The organism is Draconibacterium orientale, assembly GCF_900111425.1.
GTDB lineage: Bacteria > Bacteroidota > Bacteroidia > Bacteroidales > Prolixibacteraceae > Draconibacterium > Draconibacterium orientale.
This window is the reverse complement of record NZ_FOHT01000002.1, coordinates 162599-184394: the sequence shown is the minus strand read 5'-3', so window position 1 is coordinate 184394 and position 21796 is coordinate 162599. Positions and strand designations below refer to the sequence as shown.

17 protein-coding genes are annotated in these 21796 nt (G+C 42.2%); 15 read left to right on the top strand and 2 right to left on the bottom strand.

The annotated features are described in order from the left end of the window. Positions 1-397: 397 nt before the first annotated feature. The 9 genes from BMW53_RS02275 to folK all read left to right on the top strand — a co-directional run bounded on the left by BMW53_RS02275 (position 398) and on the right by folK (position 9981). Positions 398-712 (top strand): isoamylase early set domain-containing protein, encoded by a 315-nt coding sequence (locus BMW53_RS02275; protein WP_038557502.1) that lies wholly within the window; start codon positions 398-400, stop codon positions 710-712. Positions 713-1255: 543 nt separating this feature from the next. After that, complete coding sequence (gene ileS, locus BMW53_RS02265; protein ID WP_038557504.1) at positions 1256-4693, top strand: isoleucine--tRNA ligase; 3438 nt, start codon at positions 1256-1258, stop codon at positions 4691-4693. A gap of 94 nt (positions 4694-4787) precedes the next feature. Further along, positions 4788-5162: a TraR/DksA family transcriptional regulator gene (locus BMW53_RS02260; protein WP_038557506.1), complete on the top strand. Its 375-nt coding sequence runs from the start codon at positions 4788-4790 to the stop codon at positions 5160-5162. An 84-nt stretch (positions 5163-5246) separates the two neighbouring features. Beyond that, positions 5247-5903 carry a lipoprotein signal peptidase gene (locus BMW53_RS02255; protein WP_038557507.1) on the top strand — a complete coding sequence of 219 codons (657 nt, stop codon included), beginning with the start codon at positions 5247-5249 and terminating at the stop codon, positions 5901-5903. A 115-nt stretch (positions 5904-6018) separates the two neighbouring features. After that, positions 6019-7491, top strand: a complete 1473-nt coding sequence (gene cysS / locus BMW53_RS02250) for a cysteine--tRNA ligase (RefSeq protein WP_038557508.1) — start codon at positions 6019-6021, stop codon at positions 7489-7491. A 116-nt stretch (positions 7492-7607) separates the two neighbouring features. Further along, positions 7608-8219 carry a riboflavin synthase gene (locus tag BMW53_RS02245; RefSeq protein ID WP_038557509.1) on the top strand — a complete coding sequence of 204 codons (612 nt, stop codon included), beginning with the start codon at positions 7608-7610 and terminating at the stop codon, positions 8217-8219. Between the two features lie 300 nt (positions 8220-8519). Continuing rightward, positions 8520-9248, top strand: coding sequence for an SDR family NAD(P)-dependent oxidoreductase (locus BMW53_RS02240; RefSeq protein WP_038557511.1), 729 nt, complete (start codon positions 8520-8522; stop codon positions 9246-9248). A 2-nt stretch (positions 9249-9250) separates the two neighbouring features. Continuing rightward, positions 9251-9604, top strand: a complete 354-nt coding sequence (locus tag BMW53_RS02235; protein ID WP_038557512.1) for a dihydroneopterin aldolase — start codon at positions 9251-9253, stop codon at positions 9602-9604. Beyond that, the gene (gene folK / locus BMW53_RS02230; RefSeq protein ID WP_038557514.1) at positions 9601-9981 is read left to right on the top strand and encodes a 2-amino-4-hydroxy-6-hydroxymethyldihydropteridine diphosphokinase; all 381 of its coding nucleotides are present in this window, start codon (positions 9601-9603) and stop codon (positions 9979-9981) included. Before BMW53_RS02235 ends, folK begins: the two co-directional genes overlap by 4 nt. A 49-nt stretch (positions 9982-10030) precedes the next feature. Here folK and BMW53_RS02225 read toward each other — a convergent pair whose 3' ends face one another. Next, complete coding sequence (locus BMW53_RS02225; protein WP_051567727.1) at positions 10031-10798, bottom strand: beta-phosphoglucomutase family hydrolase; 768 nt, start codon at positions 10796-10798, stop codon at positions 10031-10033. Positions 10799-11192: 394 nt separating this feature from the next. Between BMW53_RS02225 and tnaA the strand changes: the two genes are divergently transcribed. Continuing rightward, a complete protein-coding gene (tnaA, locus tag BMW53_RS02220) occupies positions 11193-12587 on the top strand; it encodes a tryptophanase TnaA (protein ID WP_038557515.1) in 1395 nt (464 codons plus the stop codon). 9 nt (positions 12588-12596) lie between these two features. Here the strand turns inward: tnaA and BMW53_RS02215 are convergent, their stop codons facing one another. Further along, entirely contained in the window at positions 12597-15107 is a 2511-nt protein-coding gene (locus tag BMW53_RS02215; RefSeq protein WP_038557516.1) for a LamG-like jellyroll fold domain-containing protein, read from the bottom strand. A 246-nt stretch (positions 15108-15353) separates the two neighbouring features. Here BMW53_RS02215 and BMW53_RS02210 point away from each other — a divergent pair, with 246 nt between their 5' ends. From BMW53_RS02210 to BMW53_RS02190, 5 genes are read left to right on the top strand one after another with little or no spacing between them, the layout of a single operon-like run. Further along, positions 15354-16877, top strand: a complete 1524-nt coding sequence (locus tag BMW53_RS02210; protein WP_038557517.1) for an SUMF1/EgtB/PvdO family nonheme iron enzyme — start codon at positions 15354-15356, stop codon at positions 16875-16877. A 10-nt stretch (positions 16878-16887) separates the two neighbouring features. Continuing rightward, on the top strand, positions 16888-18228 hold the full coding sequence (locus BMW53_RS02205) for a Gfo/Idh/MocA family protein (protein ID WP_038557518.1): 1341 nt from the start codon (positions 16888-16890) through the stop codon (positions 18226-18228). A 9-nt stretch (positions 18229-18237) separates the two neighbouring features. Then, the gene (locus BMW53_RS02200) at positions 18238-19155 is read left to right on the top strand and encodes a glycosyltransferase family 2 protein (RefSeq protein ID WP_038557519.1); all 918 of its coding nucleotides are present in this window, start codon (positions 18238-18240) and stop codon (positions 19153-19155) included. Beyond that, positions 19148-21091, top strand: a complete 1944-nt coding sequence (locus BMW53_RS02195) for a tetratricopeptide repeat protein (protein WP_038557520.1) — start codon at positions 19148-19150, stop codon at positions 21089-21091. Before BMW53_RS02200 ends, BMW53_RS02195 begins: the two co-directional genes overlap by 8 nt. Positions 21092-21113: 22 nt before the next feature. After that, entirely contained in the window at positions 21114-21359 is a 246-nt protein-coding gene (locus BMW53_RS02190; RefSeq protein ID WP_081804804.1) for an LPXTG cell wall anchor domain-containing protein, read from the top strand. Positions 21360-21796 lie beyond the last annotated feature (437 nt).

Genomic DNA, 21796 nt, shown 5'->3' with positions numbered 1-21796 from the left:
GTTTGATTAAATTGCTTAGAATCAGTTGTGTGTGTTGGTTTGCAGCAAGGCGAATGGTGTCACTACATAGGCTAAAGCGTCTGAAATACAATAAGATGCTAATTTTTTTAATTTTATTTAAGTGTTAAATATCAAAATATTCTTTTTGCTGGTTGGCTGATATTTAATACTAATGGCATACTTTTGATTAACAAATTGATAGAACATCATTTCCAAACCAACTTCGTACTAAAACAAATTTTAGAATTGAAAACAAGAACGATTCAGGAGAGTGTGCCGGATCGGTGATTAAAAGAAGGCTGTTGGATTAACATCAGGCGCCGGATGGCAGTTCAAAAAGCATTCTTTAAAAACTAAGTGGGTAACTGTTCTGTTTCATAAAAAACAACTGTGAATTATGAGTATAAAAAAACAATATTTAAAAAGTAAACCGGAGTGTAAAGTAGCTTTCCGGGTTGCAAAAACTGATGCTCCGAATGCCGATACAATTAGAATTGTAGGTGAATTTAACGGCTGGAACGAAAATGTTGAGCCAATGAAAAAACTGAAAAGCGGTGATTTTACACAAACGCTGAATCTGGAAACCGGTAAAGTTTACCAGTTTAAATATTTAATCGACGGTTCGGTTTGGGAAAACGAAAGCGAAGCCGACAGCACGGCTCCAACCGGTATTGTTGAGGGCGAATTTAATTCGGTACTTGACCTGAATTAATCAATTTCTATAAATCAAAAACATAATGGATCTGTAGCTAAGCGAAAAGAAAATTTTCGCAGAACTAAGTTTGGTGTTTTGTTACACCCGATTTCCCAAAGGGATGCAAAGCGGCAAGGTTAGCTTCACTGCAGATTGACAAAATAATTAGTTCGGACTGTCTGATCCGGATTTCCATAAAGGTATTCCACAAAGCCGCTTTATCTTTCCCGGTAAAGCGGCTTTTTCTTGTTTTCGCACTGAATGAAAACGGTTTTTCGGTCAACACAATTTTCATCACTTGATGTCATAATTCTAATCACAAGACAGCAATAAATTTATCACTTGTGAAAAGAAAAAAGATCACTTGAGGAAAATAAAAAGATCACTTGAGGAAAAAACAAAAATGACAAGTGAAAAATATTCATGTGTCAAGATCCCCGAAAATGCAGAGTAGACCTCCTTTTAAGTCTGGTTTAATAATGCCCGTTCATCTTCCCCCGCCCACTAAAATTTTTCTATATTTGCATGTTTTTTAAAATCAGAAGATTATAGCAGTTTCTCATGAGCAATAAATTTCAGGAATATAAGCAGTTAGATTTAGCACAGATAAACAAAGATGTGCTGGCGCGTTGGGAGAATGACGACACTTTTCATAAAAGTATTACCACCCGCGAAGGGCACGAAACATTTGTGTTTTACGAAGGACCGCCATCGGCAAACGGAATGCCGGGTATTCACCACGTAATGGCGCGTGCCATTAAAGATATTTTTTGCCGTTACAAAACCATGAAAGGTTTTCGTGTACACCGGAAAGCCGGTTGGGACACGCACGGTTTGCCTGTGGAACTGAGCGTTGAAAAAGCGCTGAACATTACAAAAGACGATATCGGTAAAAAAATTACCGTTGAAGAATACAGCGACGCCTGCCGCAAAGAGGTGATGAAATACACCCGCGAGTGGGAAGAACTGACCCGCAAGATGGGTTACTGGGTAAACATGGACGATCCGTATGTAACCTACGATAACCAGTACATTGAGTCGGTTTGGTGGTTGCTGAAACAAATCTACAACAAAGGATTGTTGTACAAGGGCTACACCATTCAGCCTTACTCGCCGGCCGCCGGAACAGGCTTGAGCTCGCACGAGCTGAACCAGCCGGGTTGTTACCGCGATGTAAAAGATACAACAGCAATTGCCCAGTTTAAAGCCACACGAAACGAAAGATCGGAATTCCTTTTTGAAGGCGTGGAAACCGACCTGTATTTCCTGGCCTGGACGACAACTCCCTGGACTCTGCCGTCGAACACCGCGCTTTGTGTGGGACCGAACATCAACTACGTAAAAGTTCGTTCGTTTAATCCCTACACCGGCGATCCGGTAACGCTGATTCTGGCCAAAGACCTTTTCCCGGTTTATTTCAATTCGAAAAATGCTGAACTGGCATTGGAAGATTACAAACCGGGCGATAAAAACATTCCTTACCAGGTAATGGCCGAATATACCGGCGAGCAGCTAAAAGGCGTTCAGTACGAGCAGCTCATCGACTGGGTGAAACCTGAAGGAAAAGCTTTTGAGGTGATTACCGGCGATTTTGTAACCATTGAAGATGGTACCGGAATCGTTCACATTGCGCCTACTTTTGGTGCCGATGACGACCGTGTTGCCAAACAACACGGAATTGCACCGCTGGTAGTCTTAGATACCGAAGGAAAGCGTCAGGCTTTGGTCGATAAGAAGGGACGTTTTTACCCAACCATCGACCTCGATCCGGAGTTTGTTGAGAAATACGTAAATACCGAAACCTATCACGAATTTGCCGGCCGTTCGGTGAAAAACGAATACGACGACAAGCTGGAAGAAGACGCATCAACTGTTGATATCGATATTTCGGTAATGCTGAAACAGCAGAACAGAGCATTCAAAATTGAAAAGCACGTTCACAGTTATCCGCACTGCTGGAGAACTGATAAACCGGTGTTGTATTACCCGCTCGATTCGTGGTTTATCAAATCAACAGCGGTGAAAGACAAAATGGTGGAGCTGAACAACACCATCAACTGGAAACCAAAATCAACCGGAACGGGTCGCTTTGGAAACTGGCTCGAAAACCTGGTGGATTGGAACCTTAGCCGCTCTCGTTTCTGGGGAACACCGCTGCCAATCTGGAGAACTGAAGATGGTTCGGAAGAGATCTGTATCGGTTCGATGGAAGAGCTGATGGCGGAAATCGATAAAGCGGTTGCAGCCGGTTTTATGACAGAAAATCCTTTTGCTGAATTTAAAGTTGGCGATTACAACAAAGCCAATTACGAAAAGATTGATCTGCATAAATCGCATGTCGATAATATTATTTTGGTTTCACCGTCGGGACAAAAAATGGAGCGCGAAGCCGACCTGATCGATGTTTGGTTCGATTCGGGTGCGATGCCTTTTGCGCAACGCCATTATCCTTTCGAGTGGAAAGAGAATTTCAAAGATGTTTTCCCGGCCGATTTTATTGCCGAAGGGGTTGACCAAACCCGTGGATGGTTCTTTACACTGCATGCCATTGCTACCATGATCGATGAGTCGGTAGCATTCAAAAATATTATATCAAACGGACTGGTACTCGACAAAAACGGCGTGAAAATGTCGAAACGTCTGGGTAATGCTGTCGATCCGTTCGAAACCATCGATAAATACGGTTCCGACCCGCTGCGCTGGTACATGATTACCAATGCACAGCCCTGGGATAACCTGAAATTTGATATCGAAGGTGTAGAGGAAGTTAAACGTAAATTCTTCGGAACGCTATATAATACCTACAATTTCTTTGCATTGTATGCCAATGTTGATGGCTTCAACTATGCAGAAGAAGAAATTCCGATGGAACAACGTCCGGAGATCGATCGTTGGATTATTTCGTTGCTGAACTCGCTGATTAAAGAAGTGGGCGAGAGCTACGAAAATTACGAGCCAACACGTGCCGGCCGCGCCATTTCCGAGTTTGTAAGCGAAAACCTGAGTAACTGGTTTGTGCGTTTAAGCCGTAAACGTTACTGGGGTGGCGAATATTCTACCGACAAGATTTCGGCTTACCAAACACTGTACACCTGTTTGGAAGTTGTGGCTAAATTAATGTCGCCAATTGCACCGTTTTATGCCGACCTGCTATACAACGACCTGAATAAAGCTACCGGAAAAGCCGAAGATCAGAGTGTTCACTTAGTTGATTTCCCTGCTTATACTGAAGCCTTGATCGACAAGGATCTGGAAGAAAAAATGGCCATTGCGCAAAAGGCATCTTCAATGATTTTGGCACTGCGCCGCAAAGAAAAACTGAAAGTACGCCAGCCCTTGGCTAAAATTATGGTTCCGGTATTAAATCCGCACTTTAAAGAGCAATTCGAGGCAGTTTCAAACATTATTCTGGCAGAAGTTAACGTTAAAGAAGTTGAGTTTTTAACCGATACGGCCGGGGTGATCAAAAAGAAAATCAAGCCGAACTTTAAAGCGCTCGGACCGAAATACGGTAAAATGATGAAACAAATTGCCGGAGCTGTTAACCAGTTGGACCAGAATGCAATTTCGGCCTTTGAAAGTACCGGCGAATTTGAGCTGACAGTGGGAGACGAAAAAGTTATGCTGTCGCTTGACGATGTTGAAATTCAAACTGAAGATATTCCGGGATGGACAGTGGCTACTGAAGGACAAATGACTATCGCTTTGGATATCAATCTTTCGGAAGAGCTGAAACAAGAGGGAATTGCCCGTGAGTTTATCAACAAAATACAGAACTTACGAAAGGAAAATGGTTTTGAGGTAACCGATCGGATTAAGTTGCGTATTGCAAAGCACGAAGCGTATAATGTGGCGGTTGAAAACCACAAGGAATACATTTGTGCGCAAACACTCGCCGATGAGCTGGAATTAGCCGATAGCGTTGATTCAGCACGTTCGAAAGAAGTGGAGATCGACAAGGAAGTTCAGGCACAAATTGTGATCGAAAAGCTAGGTTAAAGAAATGTAGAAAGGCACTGTATTATGATGTAGTTTTTTATTACTTTAGGGCCTTGATCAAAAAAACTAGTGAGGAACTTAAAACCCAAAAACTATGGGAGACAAAAACAGATATTCTGATGAAGAGTTGATGGAATTCAAAAAAATCATTCTTGATAAGCTGGAAAAAGCGCAGGAAGATTATAAAATGTACAAGAATTCGATCACTCAAAGCGATGGTAACGATATTTCTGATACCTCGCCAACGTTTAAAGTATTGGAAGAGGGCGCTGCTACACTTTCTAAAGAGGAAGCTGGAAAATTAGCTCAGCGTCAGTTAAAATTTATTCAGCACTTACAAGCTGCTCTTATTCGTATCGAAAATAAAACTTATGGCGTTTGTCGCGAAACCGGTAAGTTAATAGCTAAAGAAAGATTGCGTGCAGTTCCTCATGCAACACTTAGTATTGATGCGAAACAAGGAAAATAATAAGTAAAAAAACGAATTGGAATTGCTCTTCGAAAATACTGTTTAGAATTTTCGAAGAGCATTTCTGTTATAAAGGGTTAGCATATGTCGCGTTCCGTTAAATCACTGATAATTATATTCTCCGTTTTAATTGTCGATCAGGTTCTGAAATTCTGGATTAAAACCAACCTGTCGATTGGCGATGAGATTGTGGTGTTTAAAGATTGGTTTATTCTTCATTTTGTGGAAAATAACGGTATGGCTTTCGGCTTTGAGTTTGCCGGCGAATACGGAAAAATGTTTTTAAGTGTTTTTCGTATCGTGGCGGTAATGGCCATTGGGTGGTACCTGTTTAAACTGGCCCGACAAAAAGAAGTGCCTTTTGGCTTTATCGCCTGTATTGCGCTGATTTTTGCCGGCGCTATCGGAAATATTATCGACAGCCTTTTCTATGGAATGATATTCAATCACAGCTACGGACAGGTCGCCTCTTTGTTTCCTGCCGAAGGCGGTTATTCCAGCTTCCTGCACGGAAGAGTGGTTGATATGTTCTATTTTCCGCTGCTTGAAGGTCGCTATCCCGAGTGGTTGCCCAGAGTTGGAGGAAATCCGTTTATCTTTTTCCGTCCGGTATTTAATGTTGCCGATTCGGCCATTACCGTGGGTATCTTTTCAATTTTGTTTTTCTACCGCAAATATTTTAACAAGCTGGAAGAACACAAAAGTGAGAGTGAGGCGGCTGAAGCAGAACAAACAGCTTAGGCATTCGGAACTTCAGGTTAATTACGGTTTACCTTTGTGCAGAGGGAGTTGGTAACAATCACAAAATCACTCATTTTGTTTTACCTTTGCAAAATCATACGATTTCAAAAAAATTATGAGTCAACTTTATATTTACAATACGCTGAGCCGGAAGAAGGAAGCGTTTAAACCGCTGGTGGAAGGTCATGTGGGTTTGTACGTTTGCGGACCAACCGTTTACAGCAACTCGCACCTGGGGCACGCCCGCCCGTTTATCACTTTCGATTTGTTGTACCGCTACCTTACTTTCCTCGGAAACAAGGTGCGCTATGTGCGCAATATTACCGATGTTGGCCATCTTGAAGATGAAGAAGCAGAACGTGGTGAAGATAAAATTTCGAAGAAAGCACGTTTGGAGCAGCTGGAGCCAATGGAAGTGGTTCAGAAATACATGAACACTTTCCATCGGAATATGGACGATCTGAATGTTACGCCGCCAAGTATCGAGCCGCGTGCATCGGGCCATATCATCGAGCAAATTCAGGTGATAGAGGGGATTCTGAAAAACGGATATGCATACGAGGCCAACGGTTCGGTTTATTTTGATGTGGATAAATACAACAACGATTACAACTACGGAAAACTTTCGGGCCGTAATCTGGATGATATAAAAACCAACACCCGCAAACTCGACGGGCAGGATGAAAAGAAAAACTCTTTCGATTTTGCCTTGTGGAAAAAAGCATCGCCGGAGCACATTATGCGCTGGCCTTCGCGCTGGAGCGAGGGTTTTCCGGGATGGCACCTCGAGTGTTCGGCAATGAGCACAAAATACCTGGGCGAGCAGTTCGATATTCACGGTGGAGGCATGGATTTAACCTTCCCGCACCACGAATGTGAAATTGCGCAAAATACAGCTTGTCGAGGACAAGAATCGGTGCGTTATTGGATGCACAATAACATGATTACTATTAACGGGCAGAAAATGGCACGCTCTCTGGGTAACTTTATCACGCTTGATGAATTGTTTACCGGCACGCACGAAATTCTGGAGCAGGCCTATTCGCCAATGACCATCCGCTTCTTTATTTTGCAGGCGCATTACCGCAGCACCATCGATTTCTCGAATGAAGCTTTGCAAGCCTCTGAAAAAGGCTTGGAGCGGTTAATGACTGCCACAAAAACTTTGGGAGAATTAACGCCTTCCGATGCCTCAACAGTGGATGTCGCGTCTTTAAAAGAAAAATGTTTTGCCGCTTTAAGCGACGATTTGAACAGTCCGATTGCTATTGCCCATCTTTTTGACGGCGTTAAAATGATCAACTCGATAAAAGCGGGTAGCGAGAAAATTTCGGCTGCTGATCTTGAAGATCTGAAAGTGTTTTATAACGCGGTGGTTTTCGATATTCTTGGATTAAAAGAAGAAGGTGACGCCGGAAGTGGAAGCAACGAAGTATTGGGTGGCGCTGTTGAATTGCTCATAAACCTGCGGAAAGATGCAAAAGCCAATAAAGATTGGGGCACTGCCGATAAAATTCGCGATGAATTAAGTGCCATTGGCATTGAGCTAAAAGACACCAAAGATGGTGTAGAGTGGAGCCTGAAATGATTTCAGATTGATGAATGTCGATTAACGATTTTTGATTTAGGTTGTTTTCAATTTTTAATAAGGATAAATCGGGTTTTAAAGTCTTTGAACTTTGAACTCTAAACTTTAAACTAGATATGTTTTCAGGAATAGTTGAAGAATACGGAACGGTTGTAGCCGTTGAAAAAGATCAGGAGAATGTACATTTTACCTTAACCTGTTCGTTTGCCGACGAGCTGAAAGTTGACCAGAGTTTATCGCACAACGGCGTTTGTTTAACCGTTGTTTGGGTGGATAAAGCTGAGAAAAAATACAAAGTAACAGCCATTAAAGAAACGCTGATAAAGTCGAATCTTGGTTTGTTGGAGGTAGGATCGAAAGTGAATCTGGAACGCAGCATGATGATGAATGGCCGTTTGGATGGCCACATTGTTCAGGGGCACGTTGACCAGACGGCGAAGTGTGTAAAAATTGAGGAAGCTGATGGAAGCTGGTACTACACTTTTGAATACGACTTTGACATTGAAAAGGCCAAACAAGGCTATATGACCGTTGAAAAAGGATCGGTAACCGTTAATGGAGTAAGCTTAACCGTGGTAAACTCGAAAGACAATTCTTTCCAGGTTGCCATTATTCCTTTCACGCAGGAAGTTACCAATTTCCACACCTTTGAAGTGGGATCGGTTATCAACCTTGAGTTTGATATTATCGGGAAATACCTAAGTAAATTGAATTCGTACAGCAAATAGAAAAACCATATAGAGTTTTTAAGAAGGTCCGTATTGCGGGCCTTTTTTTTGTATCAAATTTTATAAGCAGGATAAAAGAAAGAATGTTGACGCAGAGAACGCTAAGTTTGTCGCAAAGCAAACAAAGTCATGTTTAATACTTATATCATCTTTGCGAGCTTTGTGCTTCTTCATTTCTTTGCGTGAAAACTATTTTTACCCTTCCGTTTCTGTTGGTCTTAAGCCGAAATCATGTTTGTAATTTTGTGAACATAAGTCTGGTCATCCTGTTGTTATTAGAAAAATAACTAACTTTTCAGTATGATTCGAACAGCTTTAATTACCGGAGCATCAAAACGTATAGGACGTGCGTTAACAGAGCACCTGGCAGAAAAAGGGTGGAATGTTGTGGTGCACTATAATTCTTCTTCAAAAGGGGCAAATGCGCTGGTTGAAGAACTTGAGAAAAAATATCCTGATCAGGAATTCAGGGCAGTGCAAGCCAACCTTGCCGAAACTGATGAAGTAGCCGCATTGATTCCAAAATTGGCTGCCGGGAAGATCAACGTTGATCTGTTGATTAATAATGCGTCAGTTTTTAATCGTGGCTACCTGAAAGACACGTCGGTTGACCTTTTTGATTCGCAGTTAGATGTTAATTTAAAAGCCCCGTTTTTTCTTACCCGCGATTTTGCCAATTATTTCCAAACCGGCAACATCATCAATTTTGTTGATACCCGAATAACAGCAAATGCATCGAATTTCGCTGCTTATTCCATTGCAAAAAAGGCACTTTGGGAACTCACTAAAATGGCGGCTTTGGAATTTGCCCCCGATATTCGGGTTAATGCCATAGCGCCTGGTGTTACACTACCTCCTGAAGACGAGGATGAAGATTACCTGGAAAACCTGGCACAGGGCATTCCGATGAAAAAACCGGGAGGAGTGGAGCCGATTTTGAAAAGTTTGGATTATATTTTGGAAAACAATCACCTGACCGGGCAATTACTGTTTGCCGATGGTGGCGAAAACCTTGGAAAAAATCGTTAAATATGGCTAGAATACGCGTAAAAAATCTGCTAATCAGAACCTACATCGGATTTAATCCCGATGAGTTGGTGAATAAACAGGATGTGGTAATCAACCTCGAAATTGAAACGGATATTCCGGAATCGGCTCTGGAATCGGACGAACCCGAAGATATTTTCAATTATAAAGTGATCACCAAAAAAATAATTGCATTGGTTCAGGAGGGGCGTTTCAAATTATTGGAAGTGCTTACCAAGCGCATTCTCGATACGATAATGGAAGACAAAAAAGTAACGTGGGCCCGCGTTGAAGTAGACAAACCACATGCCTTGCGTTTTGCTGAATCGGTATCGATGGAAATGGAGGCCAGGCGATGAATATTGTGATTATTGGCATCGGTTCTAACATTAACGCAGACGAAAATATCGCCAAAATGCTTGAAATCCTAAAAGGAGAAGTAACCGTGCTTCAGGTTTCATCGATGATAAAAACCAAACCGATTGGCATCGAAAACCAGGCCGATTTTACCAACGGAGCGGTAAAGGTTTGCACAAGTTTAAATGCGCCTGATCTGAAAAAACTACTCAAAGAGATTGAAGATCGCATGGGGCGCGACCGGACGGGGCCAAAATTCGGGCCACGTTGTATCGATTTGGATATTGTTGTTTGGAATGGAGAAATCGTGGATGAAGATTATTACACACGCGATTTTCTGCAAAAAAGTGTTGCCGAACTAGTACAGTCAAAGCATTAATCATAGTATGACTTGAAGTCATACTATGATTACTTGTGTGACATTGTATCTATTTCTTATTCTTTAAAAACAGTTCGTTTAAACCCAAAATTCCGCCAACTTCTTCAAGGTCGGTAACTACGAAATCGGCACCTCCTTCAGCCAGTTCCTTCTCGTTGTTTTCGCGGGCGATTCCAAGTGTTAAGCCAAACTGCCCTTTTGCTCCGGCCTGAACTCCCGAAACAGCATCTTCAACAACAATGGCTTTTGCCGGCGTTGATTTCAACATATCGCAGGCAGTGGTAAAAATATCCGGTTCGGGCTTGCCGTGTAGTCCCAGTTCGGCCGAAACAACACCGTCAACGCGGGCGCCAAACATTTTTAGCATGTCAACAGCTTCCAAAACCGGTGCGCAGTTTTTACTCGACGAGGCCACACCCAGTTTTATTCCGGCGTTTTTTAAGTCGTTTAGCAATTGCGAAGTCGATTCGTAAACCTCAACACCATCGCGCGCAATTACTTCGTTAAAAGCTTCGTTTTTGCGGTTACCCAGTCCGCAAACTGTTTCCATTCCGGGCGCGTCAGAAGGATCGCCAAACTCAATATTGATATTTCTCGACTCTAAAAACGATGACACGCCTTTGTAGCGCGGTTTCCCGTCAACAAAAGCCAGGTAATCGCTTTGTGTAAATTCTTCAAAAGTTTCGCCTTTTGCTTCAGCTCGTTTTAACAGATATTCGTCAAACATTTTTTTCCACGCCGCAGCGTGTGTGATGGCAGTTTTGGTGATAACTCCATCCATGTCGAAAATAACTGCTTCAAATGCTAAGTTTCCCATTTTCTTTTCCTTTTCTTATTTGCCGCAAAATTAGACATTTATTACACAAGAGGATTTAAAATTGGCTAAAACTGATATTTATCGTGTTACAAAAGGGGTTAAGTACGTTAAATTTGTAGTGTAGTAAAATTAAAAGTTATGATTAAATTTTTAATGGCTATCTACCTCCACAACCGAAGTTTCCTGAATATCAAAAACAGGGACGCTTTTAGAATGTAGATTTCAGATTAACGATTTAGGATTTCAGATTTCTTCTGAAGTTTACGATCGTAAGTTTCATTTCATAAATCATTTTATTTTCTAAGACGAACAACGATTTTGAATTGTATGGTTAGTTTTATTAGCTCCATTGCAAATCATCATTCGTTGATCATCATTCATAATTCATATTTATATGGAATTACCATTTGCAGAATCATATAAAATTAAGATGGTGGAGCCCATCTGGAAAAGTACGCGTGAACAGCGCGAAGAGTGGATAAAAAAAGCGAACTACAACCTTTTTAATTTACGAAGCGAACAGGTTTTTATCGACCTGCTGACCGATAGCGGAACAGGCTCGATGAGTCAGAATCAGTGGGCCGCAATAATGACCGGCGACGAAAGTTATGCCGGATCATCATCGTATTATCATTTAAAAGATGCGATAAAAAATATCCTTGGTTTCGATTACTTTTTGCCAACACATCAGGGGCGCGCTGCCGAAAATGTGTTGTTTTCGGTGTTGGTAAAAGAAGATGATGTGGTGCCGGGAAACAGTCATTTTGATACCACAAAAGGCCACATTGAATACCGTAAAGCAAGTGCTGTCGATTGCACTATCGACGAGGCTTTTGATACCGAATCGTTGCATCCGTTTAAGGGAAACATCGATTTGGAGAAACTTGAAGCCGTGTATTCAACACATCCGGCGGGGCAAATCCCTATGGTTATTGTAACAGTTACCTGTAATACTTCGGGCGGGCAGCCGGTGTCGATGCAAAACCTGCGCGATGTGCATGCTCTGTCGCAAAAATACGGAATTAAAGTGGTGTTCGATTCGGCGCGGTTTGCCGAAAATGCCTGGTTTATTCAGCAACGCGAAGATGAATACCGGAATAGTACCATCAAAGAAATTGTTGCTGAAATGTTTTCGTATGCCGATGCCATGACCATGAGCAGTAAAAAGGATGGTATGGTAAACATTGGCGGATTTATTGCCATGAAAGACGAGGAGCTGCTAAAACAGGCTTCGGTTTTTAATATCATGTTCGAAGGATTTAATACCTACGGCGGAATGGCCGGCCGCGACATGAATGCGCTTGCTGTTGGCCTGGACGAGGTTACAACAGGATATTACCTGGAAAATCGAATTCAGCAGGTGGCTTATTTGGGCAATAAGTTGATTGAATGGGGAATTCCGGTGCAGAAACCCATTGGCGGGCATGCCGTTTTTGTAGATGCCAAAAAGTTTTTGGGACATGTGCCCAAAGAAGAGTACATCGCACAAACACTGGCGATTGAACTCTACCTTGAAGCAGGAGTTCGTGGCGTAGAGGTAGGAACTTTGCTGGCCGACCGTGATCCCAAAACGCGCGAAAACCGTTATCCGAAACTGGAAATGCTACGGTTGGCAATTCCGCGCCGTACCTACACCAATAATCACATGGATGTGGTGGCGGTGGCGCTAAAAAATATCTTCGATCGGAGGGAAGAAATTGATCACGGATACCGCATTAAAAAGGAAGCGCCAATAATGCGCCACTTTTCGGTGGAGCTGGAACATGCCGAAAAGGTGCATAAGAAATAAGCCGGTTTGTTATAGCTGATCGGCGTAATGATGGGTGAATTCTTTAAAGCTTAAGGCATAGGATTCACCCATTGTTTTTTCATATTTCGTACAGAAAGTCTCAAAGTTGAACTTCGCTAAATGCGAGTTATTTGCTTTTTGTAAAGCCCAAATTTGCAGGTAAAGCGCTTCTTCGTTTAGGTCGTCGTAATCTAAAATTCGCTGCGATACTTTTTCAACTTCTTTGGGTTTGTTCTCTTTTTTGTAGTCGGAAGCCAGTTTTAACAGGTTGTCAATTACCTGGTTGCCGGTGAATCCTCTTATTTCGTCGAGCCATGGCCAGTCGATACCTTTTAATAACCGGCCTTTTTTTACCATATGGAAAAACAACTGTAGCTGTTGCCGCGACATTCCCTGTGGAATTTTACAAAGTTTGAAGGCTTCCACGTAGTCGCAGAAAAATTCTTCCGACAGATTTAAGTGTAAATAACCATTTTGTGAGGTGATTTCTACTTTGCTAAAATGCGCCAGAATTTTGCGCAGTTTATTCAGTGTAACCGCACGGTTGTTGGCTACTTTTTTGTCTTCAATTCCGTACCACAGCGTTTCGTTCACATCGGGAATAGGCGCACCGATTCCATTCTTCATACTATAGATGAGGGTGAAAATAAACAGCTCGCGCACTTTTGGCGTGAATAGTTCTGTAACATCTTCGTTTTTGTTATTTATCGCCTTGAATTCGCCAAAAAGCTGAATCTGATTTTTTGACGGTGTTTCTGGTTTGTTGACAAGTATCGAATGTTTTCGTGCATTCATTTTTCGTAGCAGAACAAAAATCAACACCAGAAAAACAAAAGCGATGGATCCCAGAATGGCAACAAAGGTTTTGGTTGACAGTAAGGTGGTTGGATTTTCTGTGGCTTGATAAGTGATTTCTTCATCAAGTGCCAGCCGGTTTATTTCTTCGTTGCCCAGCGGGCGGTTCCAGATGTACAGGTTGTCGATATAGCCTCTCAGACTTGCTCCGCCGGAAAGGGCACTGCCAATAAAAATATCGTTGGTGCCTGAGTAGGGCGGATGGCCGTCGGAACCACCAACATATTGTCCGTTCACAAAAATCGCCTGCTGGCCGGTTTCTAAAATATAGCGCCAGGTAAGATGGTACCATTTGTTGGTTTCCAGCAGTTCGTCCGACATAAAATCGTTGGCCCAAAGGCCGAAATAAGGATGACCCGAGCGTAAAACCAGGTGAAGTCCTCTGCGGTAACCCTGTTCGTCGTTTCCCAGAATAGCGTTGTCGCCAAATTCCAAAATATCAATAAATTTTACAAAACAACTAATGGTAAAACTACTGTTTGGCAGGCCATACTGTTCGGGATGGCCAATGTTAATATTGGCATTCTCCGGCAAGCGAAGTACATTTCCTCGGTCAATATCCTGGCTAAAAGTAAAGCCGTTTCCGTCGAAAGTACGTTCGGGATTTACCACGTCAGCCAATTCGTTCTCGAAATGAAAACTGGCCATTAACCCCCGGTTAAGATCGAGCGGAGTTGCCAGTATCGAATACTGTTCGGGTTTTACCATTTCGGCAGTGATGGTAAGTTGCGAAGGTGTTAAACTAAAACCCGGAATAAAGGGCGTTAAAATCATTTCTTCGCCACCACGAATGGGAAAACTGAACTTTCCGCCGGTGATCAGCGTTTCGGCATTTTTCCAGAAAACACGTTCAAAGTTTTTCCCTACTGTTCGTACCTGTCCTTTTACTGCCTCAAAAGAATTCAGCTGTTCAATAATAAAACCAAAGTTGTAAATGCTCCTTTCAACAAAAAGGAAATTGGGTTTTTTGCCATATTTGGTCCAGCTTTCCAGCAGGAAATTAATGTACTCAGGAAACAGGTTCCGGTTTACCTGTGATGTGGAAACACCTGTTGGTAAACGGTCGAAATTATTGATTTTGAAAAGCTCTTTATTGATGTTGGATTCCCGTTTCAGAATGACCGAATTAGGCGTTATCTGACTGGCGCCAATTTCAAGGGCATAGTTCGAAGTTTCGTGTAAAATCCGGCTTTCGTTTTCTATGTCTCCGTCAACAAAAAAAATCACCCTGCGGTTGGCTTGTACCAAATATTCTATCGATGGCCATCGTTCGCCCTGTGGTAAATAGAATATCTGATCGGAAAGGCTGCTCGCGTTAATTACCGAATCGAGCACATGAACATTACCCGAAAAATTAATAAAAACCGGAATTACTTTTGATTCTTCTGCTTCCAGTAACAACTCTATTTTTTCAAGAATAGCAGAAAACGGAACTGCGCTGTTTTGTAAGCTGATTACTTTTTTATTTGATTCAACAGTCAATTCAATTCCGGTCCAGTTGTTACTTTTTATAAAGTCGAAAAGCCGGTTGTTTTGGTATTCGGCGGGTGTTAATTGGCCAATCAAAAAGGAGTTGTCGGCAAAATCGTTGGCTTTGCCCGGTAAACAAAAGGCAACTCCGGCAAAAAGCAATAAGAATAGCTTCAATATAATCTTGTTCGGCATCCTATCTGTTCTTTTGATTGGCATGATAATATCCTTAATTTGATATTATTTTTAGCCCAAATATATTAAAATATACGAATATTGATATTTTTTATCAAAAAAATTAATTTTATCAAAGTGCTTTTTAATCAATATATTATCGAAAAAATTAAGATTAAATTAAGAGGTCGTTAAGACACATGTAGGACAAATATTAAGAAGCAGCTAATTACGCGCGTGTATAATTGCGGTTCAAATTGACGACGAATGACTGATAAGACAATTAAACGCAAGCATTACATGCTGTTTATTGCGGGAGGACTGAGTGTAATACTCTTTTTGCTGTTATTTAATAAAACAGTTGACTACACTTCAACGAACGATTTTTGTAATTCATGTCATGTTCATTCACACGCCGAAACCAGTTGGAAATTATCAGTCCATCATAATACACCAAGTGGTGTTTCTGTTAAATGTGTTGATTGCCACTTACCGCCCGAAGATCAAACAGCCCGTTTTTTAACCCGGAAAGCGTATCATGGTATCCATGATTTGTATGCCTACCTTACAATGGATCCGGAAGAGATTGATTGGGCGGCTAAACGATCGGTTGAAGCATCGAAACATTTTGTTTACGAAGATGGATGTTTGAAATGCCATACGAATATGTTTCCGTCAACGCTGAATGAACAGGGTTCCTTGCAACATATAAAATATATCCGCGATCCGGAGAATAATTCGTGTATGCAGTGCCACCATGATGTTGGGCACTACCGCGGAGAAACCAACTTGCTGGTGGGACTGGAAGAGACGGTAGATCCGGCTGAAATTTTTACCGAGCCTGCTAAAGTAACGGCTTTTGAAACCTTTGAGGAACAGATACCCGGAACGGCGGTATCGTTTAAAATGATTGCCATTCCGGGTGGTCAGTTTAAAATGGGAAGCCCGGCTGATGAGCATTATCGCGAACGGGATGAAGGTCCGGTGCGCGATGTGGAAGTGGGTAATTTCTGGATGGCAGAAATTGAAGTTTCGTGGAATGAATACCTGGCCTTTTTTACAGCTACCGGCTCGCAGGGACGAAAAGAAGCTGTAGAAGTTGATGAAGAAACCGATGGCGTTTCGGGAGCAACACCACCATGGGGAGCACCCGATCAGGGATGGGGAAAAGGAACACGTCCGGCCATTACCATGAGCCATCATGCAGCACAAACGTATTGCCGTTGGTTAAGCCAGGAAACCGGAAGAAAATACCGCCTGCCAACCGAGGCCGAGTGGGAATATGCAGCGCGCGGAGGAACACAAATGCCCTATTTCTTCGAGGGGTCGCCTAACGATTTTGAAGCCGATGGATTTATTAAAAAATTATTCGGTAGCAATAAAGAAGTGATCAATCAGTATGTGATATCGCAATTAAACAGTCCGAATAAAACACAGCAGCCCGATGTGGTTGAGGCCAATCCGTATGGTTTAAAAAATATGCTGGGTAATGTGGCTGAGTTCTGCCTCGATTATTACGATCCGCAGGTGTATGGAAAATATCCGAAAGGCGTAGTGAAAAACCCGAGAGGGCCACGCAGCGGAATGGAACATGTAGTTCGGGGAGGTTCGTTCCGCAACTCGCCAAAAGACTTGCGTGTGGCAGCCCGCGATTTCACTAAAACCGATGCCTGGTTAGTAACCGATCCGCAAATCCCAAAAAGTATCTGGTGGTATTCTGATACCAAAAGTGTTGGATTCAGGGTGGTTTGCGAATACAATGAAGAAATGTTAACAACAGAAAAAAATTAAAAAAAATACCATGAGTAAAGATCAACTATCACGCAGGAATTTTCTGGAGAAATCGGCACTAATAGGTGTTGCCGGAGTTATTGGCTTAAATGCACTGAGTTCTTGTAAAAACGCAACAAAAGAAGTTGATTACGAGTTTCCCCCGTTGCTTGATCAGGCTCCCGATGGAAAGAAACTGAAAGTGGGATTGGTAGGCTGCGGAAACCGGGGTACCGGTGCTGCGCTGAACTTTTTGGCTGCGGGGCATGATTTACATCTGGTTGCTCTTGCTGATGTTTTTGAAGATAAGGTTTGGGATTGCCGCGATAAATTATTAAAACAACGTGTTGAAGTGCCGGAAACCAACTGTTTCTGGGGATTCGATGCTTATAAAAGTTTGTTGGATGTGGATTTGGATGTAGTAATTTTGGCTACACCTCCGCATTTTCGCCCTATGCATTTTGATGCTGCGGTGCAGGCAAAAAAACATGTATTTCTGGAAAAACCTGTTTGTGTTGATCCCGTTGGAGCGCGCCAGATAATGGCCACTTCAAAAAAAGCGGAAAGCATGGGCTTATCGGTTATTACCGGAACTCAGCGTCGCTACAGCCGCGATTACCTCGAAACTTACCGCCAGGTGGCATCGGGAGCGATTGGTGATTTGGTGTCGGCAAAAGCCTACTGGCTGCAGTCGCATGTCTGGTTCCGCACCCGCGAAGAAGGCTGGAGCGATATGGAATACATGCTGCGTAACTGGAACAGTTTCTGTTGGTTGGGCGGCGATCATATTCTGGATACACACGTTCATAACATCGATATTGTAAACTGGTTTATGGGAAAAACACCGGAATCTGCAATTGGTTTTGGCGGACGTCACCGAAGGTTAACCGGCGACCAGTACGATTTCTTTAGCATCGATTTTGATTTTGGAAATGGTATTTCGTCACATAGTTTTTCGCGTCAGATTGATGGTTGTGCCAACCAGCTTGGCGAAGTGATCATGGGAACTGAAGGTTACACGAATTGTAAAAATACGGTCTTCAACCACGATGGTTCGGTGAAATGGACCTACGAATATCCGAAAAATAAGGATGGCCGTTCTACCGGCGTTGTAGCGGTTTCGCCATACGTGCAGGAACACATTCACCTGGTAACTTCTATACGTACAAACAAGCCGGTGGTTGAGGCATACCGCACTGCCGAATCAACATTAACAGCGGTTATGGGACGAACAGCGGCTTACACCGGGCAAAAAGTAACCTGGGAAGATATGATGTCTTCGAACGAAAAGCTGGGACCTAAGAAGTACGAAATGGGACCGGTTGACATGGAATTTCCGGTACCGTTGCAAGGGACACAACATAAAGCATAAAAGTAGCATATGAAACTATCCGTTGTTATACCATTATTTAACGAAAGCGCCGTTTTATCGCTGCTGATAAACGAATTGCACCATAACCTGATGACTTTGGGTGAAGCTTTTGAAGTGGTTTGTGTTGACGACGGAAGTGCCGACGATACACTTCAGCAGCTTCTTGAAATGAAAGCGGAGAAGCCCGAGTTGAAAGTGGTATCGCTGTCGCGGAATTTTGGATTGCAGGCTGCTATTGCTGCCGGTTTGGAATATACCAAAGGCGAGTATGTGGTAGTAATGGATGGCGATATGCAAGATCCGCCAGAGCTGATAAAAGAGCTTTTCAAAAAAATAAGTACCACCAAAGGCGATGTGGTTTCGGCCGTTCGTTCGGAGCGCGGCGAAAAGTTTAGTAAACGTTTTTACATCAACGTATTTCATAAAATTTTCCGGAATATTTCGGAAGAACAACAGCTGGAGCAGGCCGGTAACTTTTGTATAATGAGCCGCAGAGCAGTTTCAGCCATATTAAAGTTTACCGAGCAAAACCGTTATTTCCCGGGTATCCGGAATTTTATCGGTTTTCAGCACGACACTATTGTTTACAATCGTCCGGATAGAGCCGAAGGCCAGGCCAAAATGACCAGCAAAAAATTGTTTGCGCTGGCCGCTGATGCTATTTATTCGTTCTCGAAATGGCCCATTAAACTGTGTTTGTATTTGGGATTGCTGGGCGTGGTAGTTTTTCTGTTGGCCATTGTTTATACGCTGATTTCAAAATTTACAGGTTTGGCACCAACTGGTTGGTCGTCAACCTTGTTGGTAATCAGTTTTTTTGGATCGGTGCAACTTACTTTTTTGGGACTTATTGGCGAATACATTTACCGCATTTACAAAGAGGTGCAAAAGCGCCCGGTTTACCTGGTAAAGGAGGTTTATGAATAAATTAACCGACATATTAACTGCACGCAATGTGTTTCGCATCAGCTTATTTGTGGCTGCTGTAATCTTGCTGTTGTTAGCGCCTAAGGCTGCTGTTAATGTCGATGAAATGTTGCATTACCCGCACGCCAAACGAGTGGTAAACTGGTACTTTACCGGTGGCGAAGATGTTTCGTGCCTGGATACTCCGGTTCACAACCTGAAATATTACGGTCAGTCGGTTGACAATCTCACAGCTTTAGTTAATCGCGTGTTCTCCATTGAGAATGAATTCCAGACAAGGCATTTTACAGGGGCTGCATTTTTCTTTTTCCTGTTGCTTTTTGCCGGTTTGCTCGGAAAAGAAATAAGTAACTCGTATTGGGTAGCCGCAACTGTGGTTTTATCGCTGATGCTCACACCACGTTTGTTTGGTCAGGCATTTGGCAACTTAAAAGATATTCCGTTTGCAGCCGGTTATGTGGCCGGCATTTGTTTCATAATAAAATACTTAAAACAATTTCCGAAAGTGAACCGGAAAACAGTGATTGGCCTTGGACTGGCCATCGCTTTTACCTGTTCGGTGCGCATTGGCGGATTAATACTGTTTGCCTATCTTGCATTGGGAATTGTGGTACTCATTCTTTCGAAGCCTTTTTTACTTAAATATATCGTTTCAACTAAATCTTGTTTTGTAAGGTTACTGGGCCAGTGGCTGGTAATAGTACTCGCAGGTTATTTCCTCGGACTATTATTCTGGCCCTTTGCCTTGCATGACGTGGTGCGTCATCCGCTCGAAAGTTTATCGGTAATGGAGCACTACAAAATCAGCATTAAACAGTTGTTCGAAGGCGAGGTCATCTGGAGCTCATCGCTGCCATGGCATTACCTTATAAAATGGATTTTAATAGCAACACCCGAGTTTGTTTTACTCGGGATCCTATACTTTGGAGCCTTTTTAACCTATAAATTTTCTAAACCATTAAGCGAACAACTCAGCATTGAGTTGTTCGTGTTTTTTACACTACTTTTCCCGGTGGTGTATGTAATTGTTATCGGAGCAAACCTATACAGCGGGATGCGGCAAATGTTGTTTGTGCTCCCGGTAATGGTTGTTTTGGCAGTGACCGGTTTATTTCAATTCGCAAAATTAGGTATTAGCAAGAAGGTGAAAATTCCGGCAGTGGCGCTGTTTTTTTTGTTGATGATATTGCCCTTTCAACATCAGGCGAAAACTTTTCCGGCAGATTACATTTATTTTAATGCCATTTCGGGAGGAAACAAAGCGGCGTGGAGTAATTACGAGTACGATTATTATTTCCATGGAATGAAAGAGGCGACGGATTATTTAATTGCCGAAATTGGCGATAAGGAAGCCATAGTAGCGATGAATTGCCAGTTGCCAAATTATTTCGAGAAGAAATCCAACATCGATTTTCAATATACGCGCTACCTTGAACGGAGCTCGGTAGATTGGGATTATGCTTTGTTTGGCGTAAATTATATTTATCCGTATTTGCTGAAAAACGATACATGGCAATCTTCCCGAATTGTAAAAACCTTTTATCATAAAGGTAATCCGCTGGTGGTACTGTTGGAAAGACAGTCGAAGGAGGATTATAAAGGGATCGACTTGTTGAAGCACCGACACTGGGACGAAGCCGAAGTATTATTAAAAAAGGAACTGGAAACAGATCCCAATAATGTTTGGATGTTTGTAAATTTGGCGAATTTGAAACTGGCACAACGCAAATATGCCGAGCTTGACGAACTGTTAGCGGATGGAAGGGCAATACATCCTTATTACGAGCCGTTGTATTTGATTGAAGCGCAAAAGTTTTTTGATCAGGGTAAGTTTGACGAAAGTTTTGCAGTTTTAAACGAGTTGATTGAAGTGAATCCGCGCTACAAAAATGCGGCAGCACTGCTTAAGAAAGTAAAAGAGAAATTAAATAAATAATACGAATTAAAAATTTAAAGAAATGAAGAGAGTAATTGCAATGATCGGATTGTTTATTATGAGTTTACCAACCATGTTGCTGATGGCGCAAGACCAGGGAACATACATTGATAATTTGGGCGCTCAGGACAGTTCGTATTTGGAAGAAGTGCCGTTGGCCGGTGCTGAACAAGCTTCAGGTTCCAACTCAACTGTAATCATTATTATTGTTGCTGTTGTAGTTATCGCAGCAGCTGTTTTCTTTTTTATGAAGAAAAAGAAAAAGTAATACCAATTGTTCTTTAAAGTGCCGTTAGGAATTTTAAAGTTACAATGGTTTATGCCGATTTTACAATAAAGGAGCAAACTGAACAGAGTGAAAGTGTGCGACAATTTATTGTTACATCGGTGTAATGTAGTGAAGTCTGATTATAAAAAAACCGGCTTAATTTAAGCCGGTTTTTTTATGGTAAGATGTTTAATGAAATGGTTCTGTGGTTGTCGGGCTGCTTATTGCCAGGAATTACTCACACCCGTAATCATATTTTAAACGCCCGAAAAATGCCACTTTTAGGCATTAACAAATGTTTAAGCCCCTAAAAAATACTTTTTGTACACTTAAACAAATGGTTAAGCCTTTCCAAAATACTTTTTACTGCCTTAAATAAATGTTTAAGCCTCTCCGAAATACTTTTTGATGCCTTAAACAAATGTTCATGCCGTGAA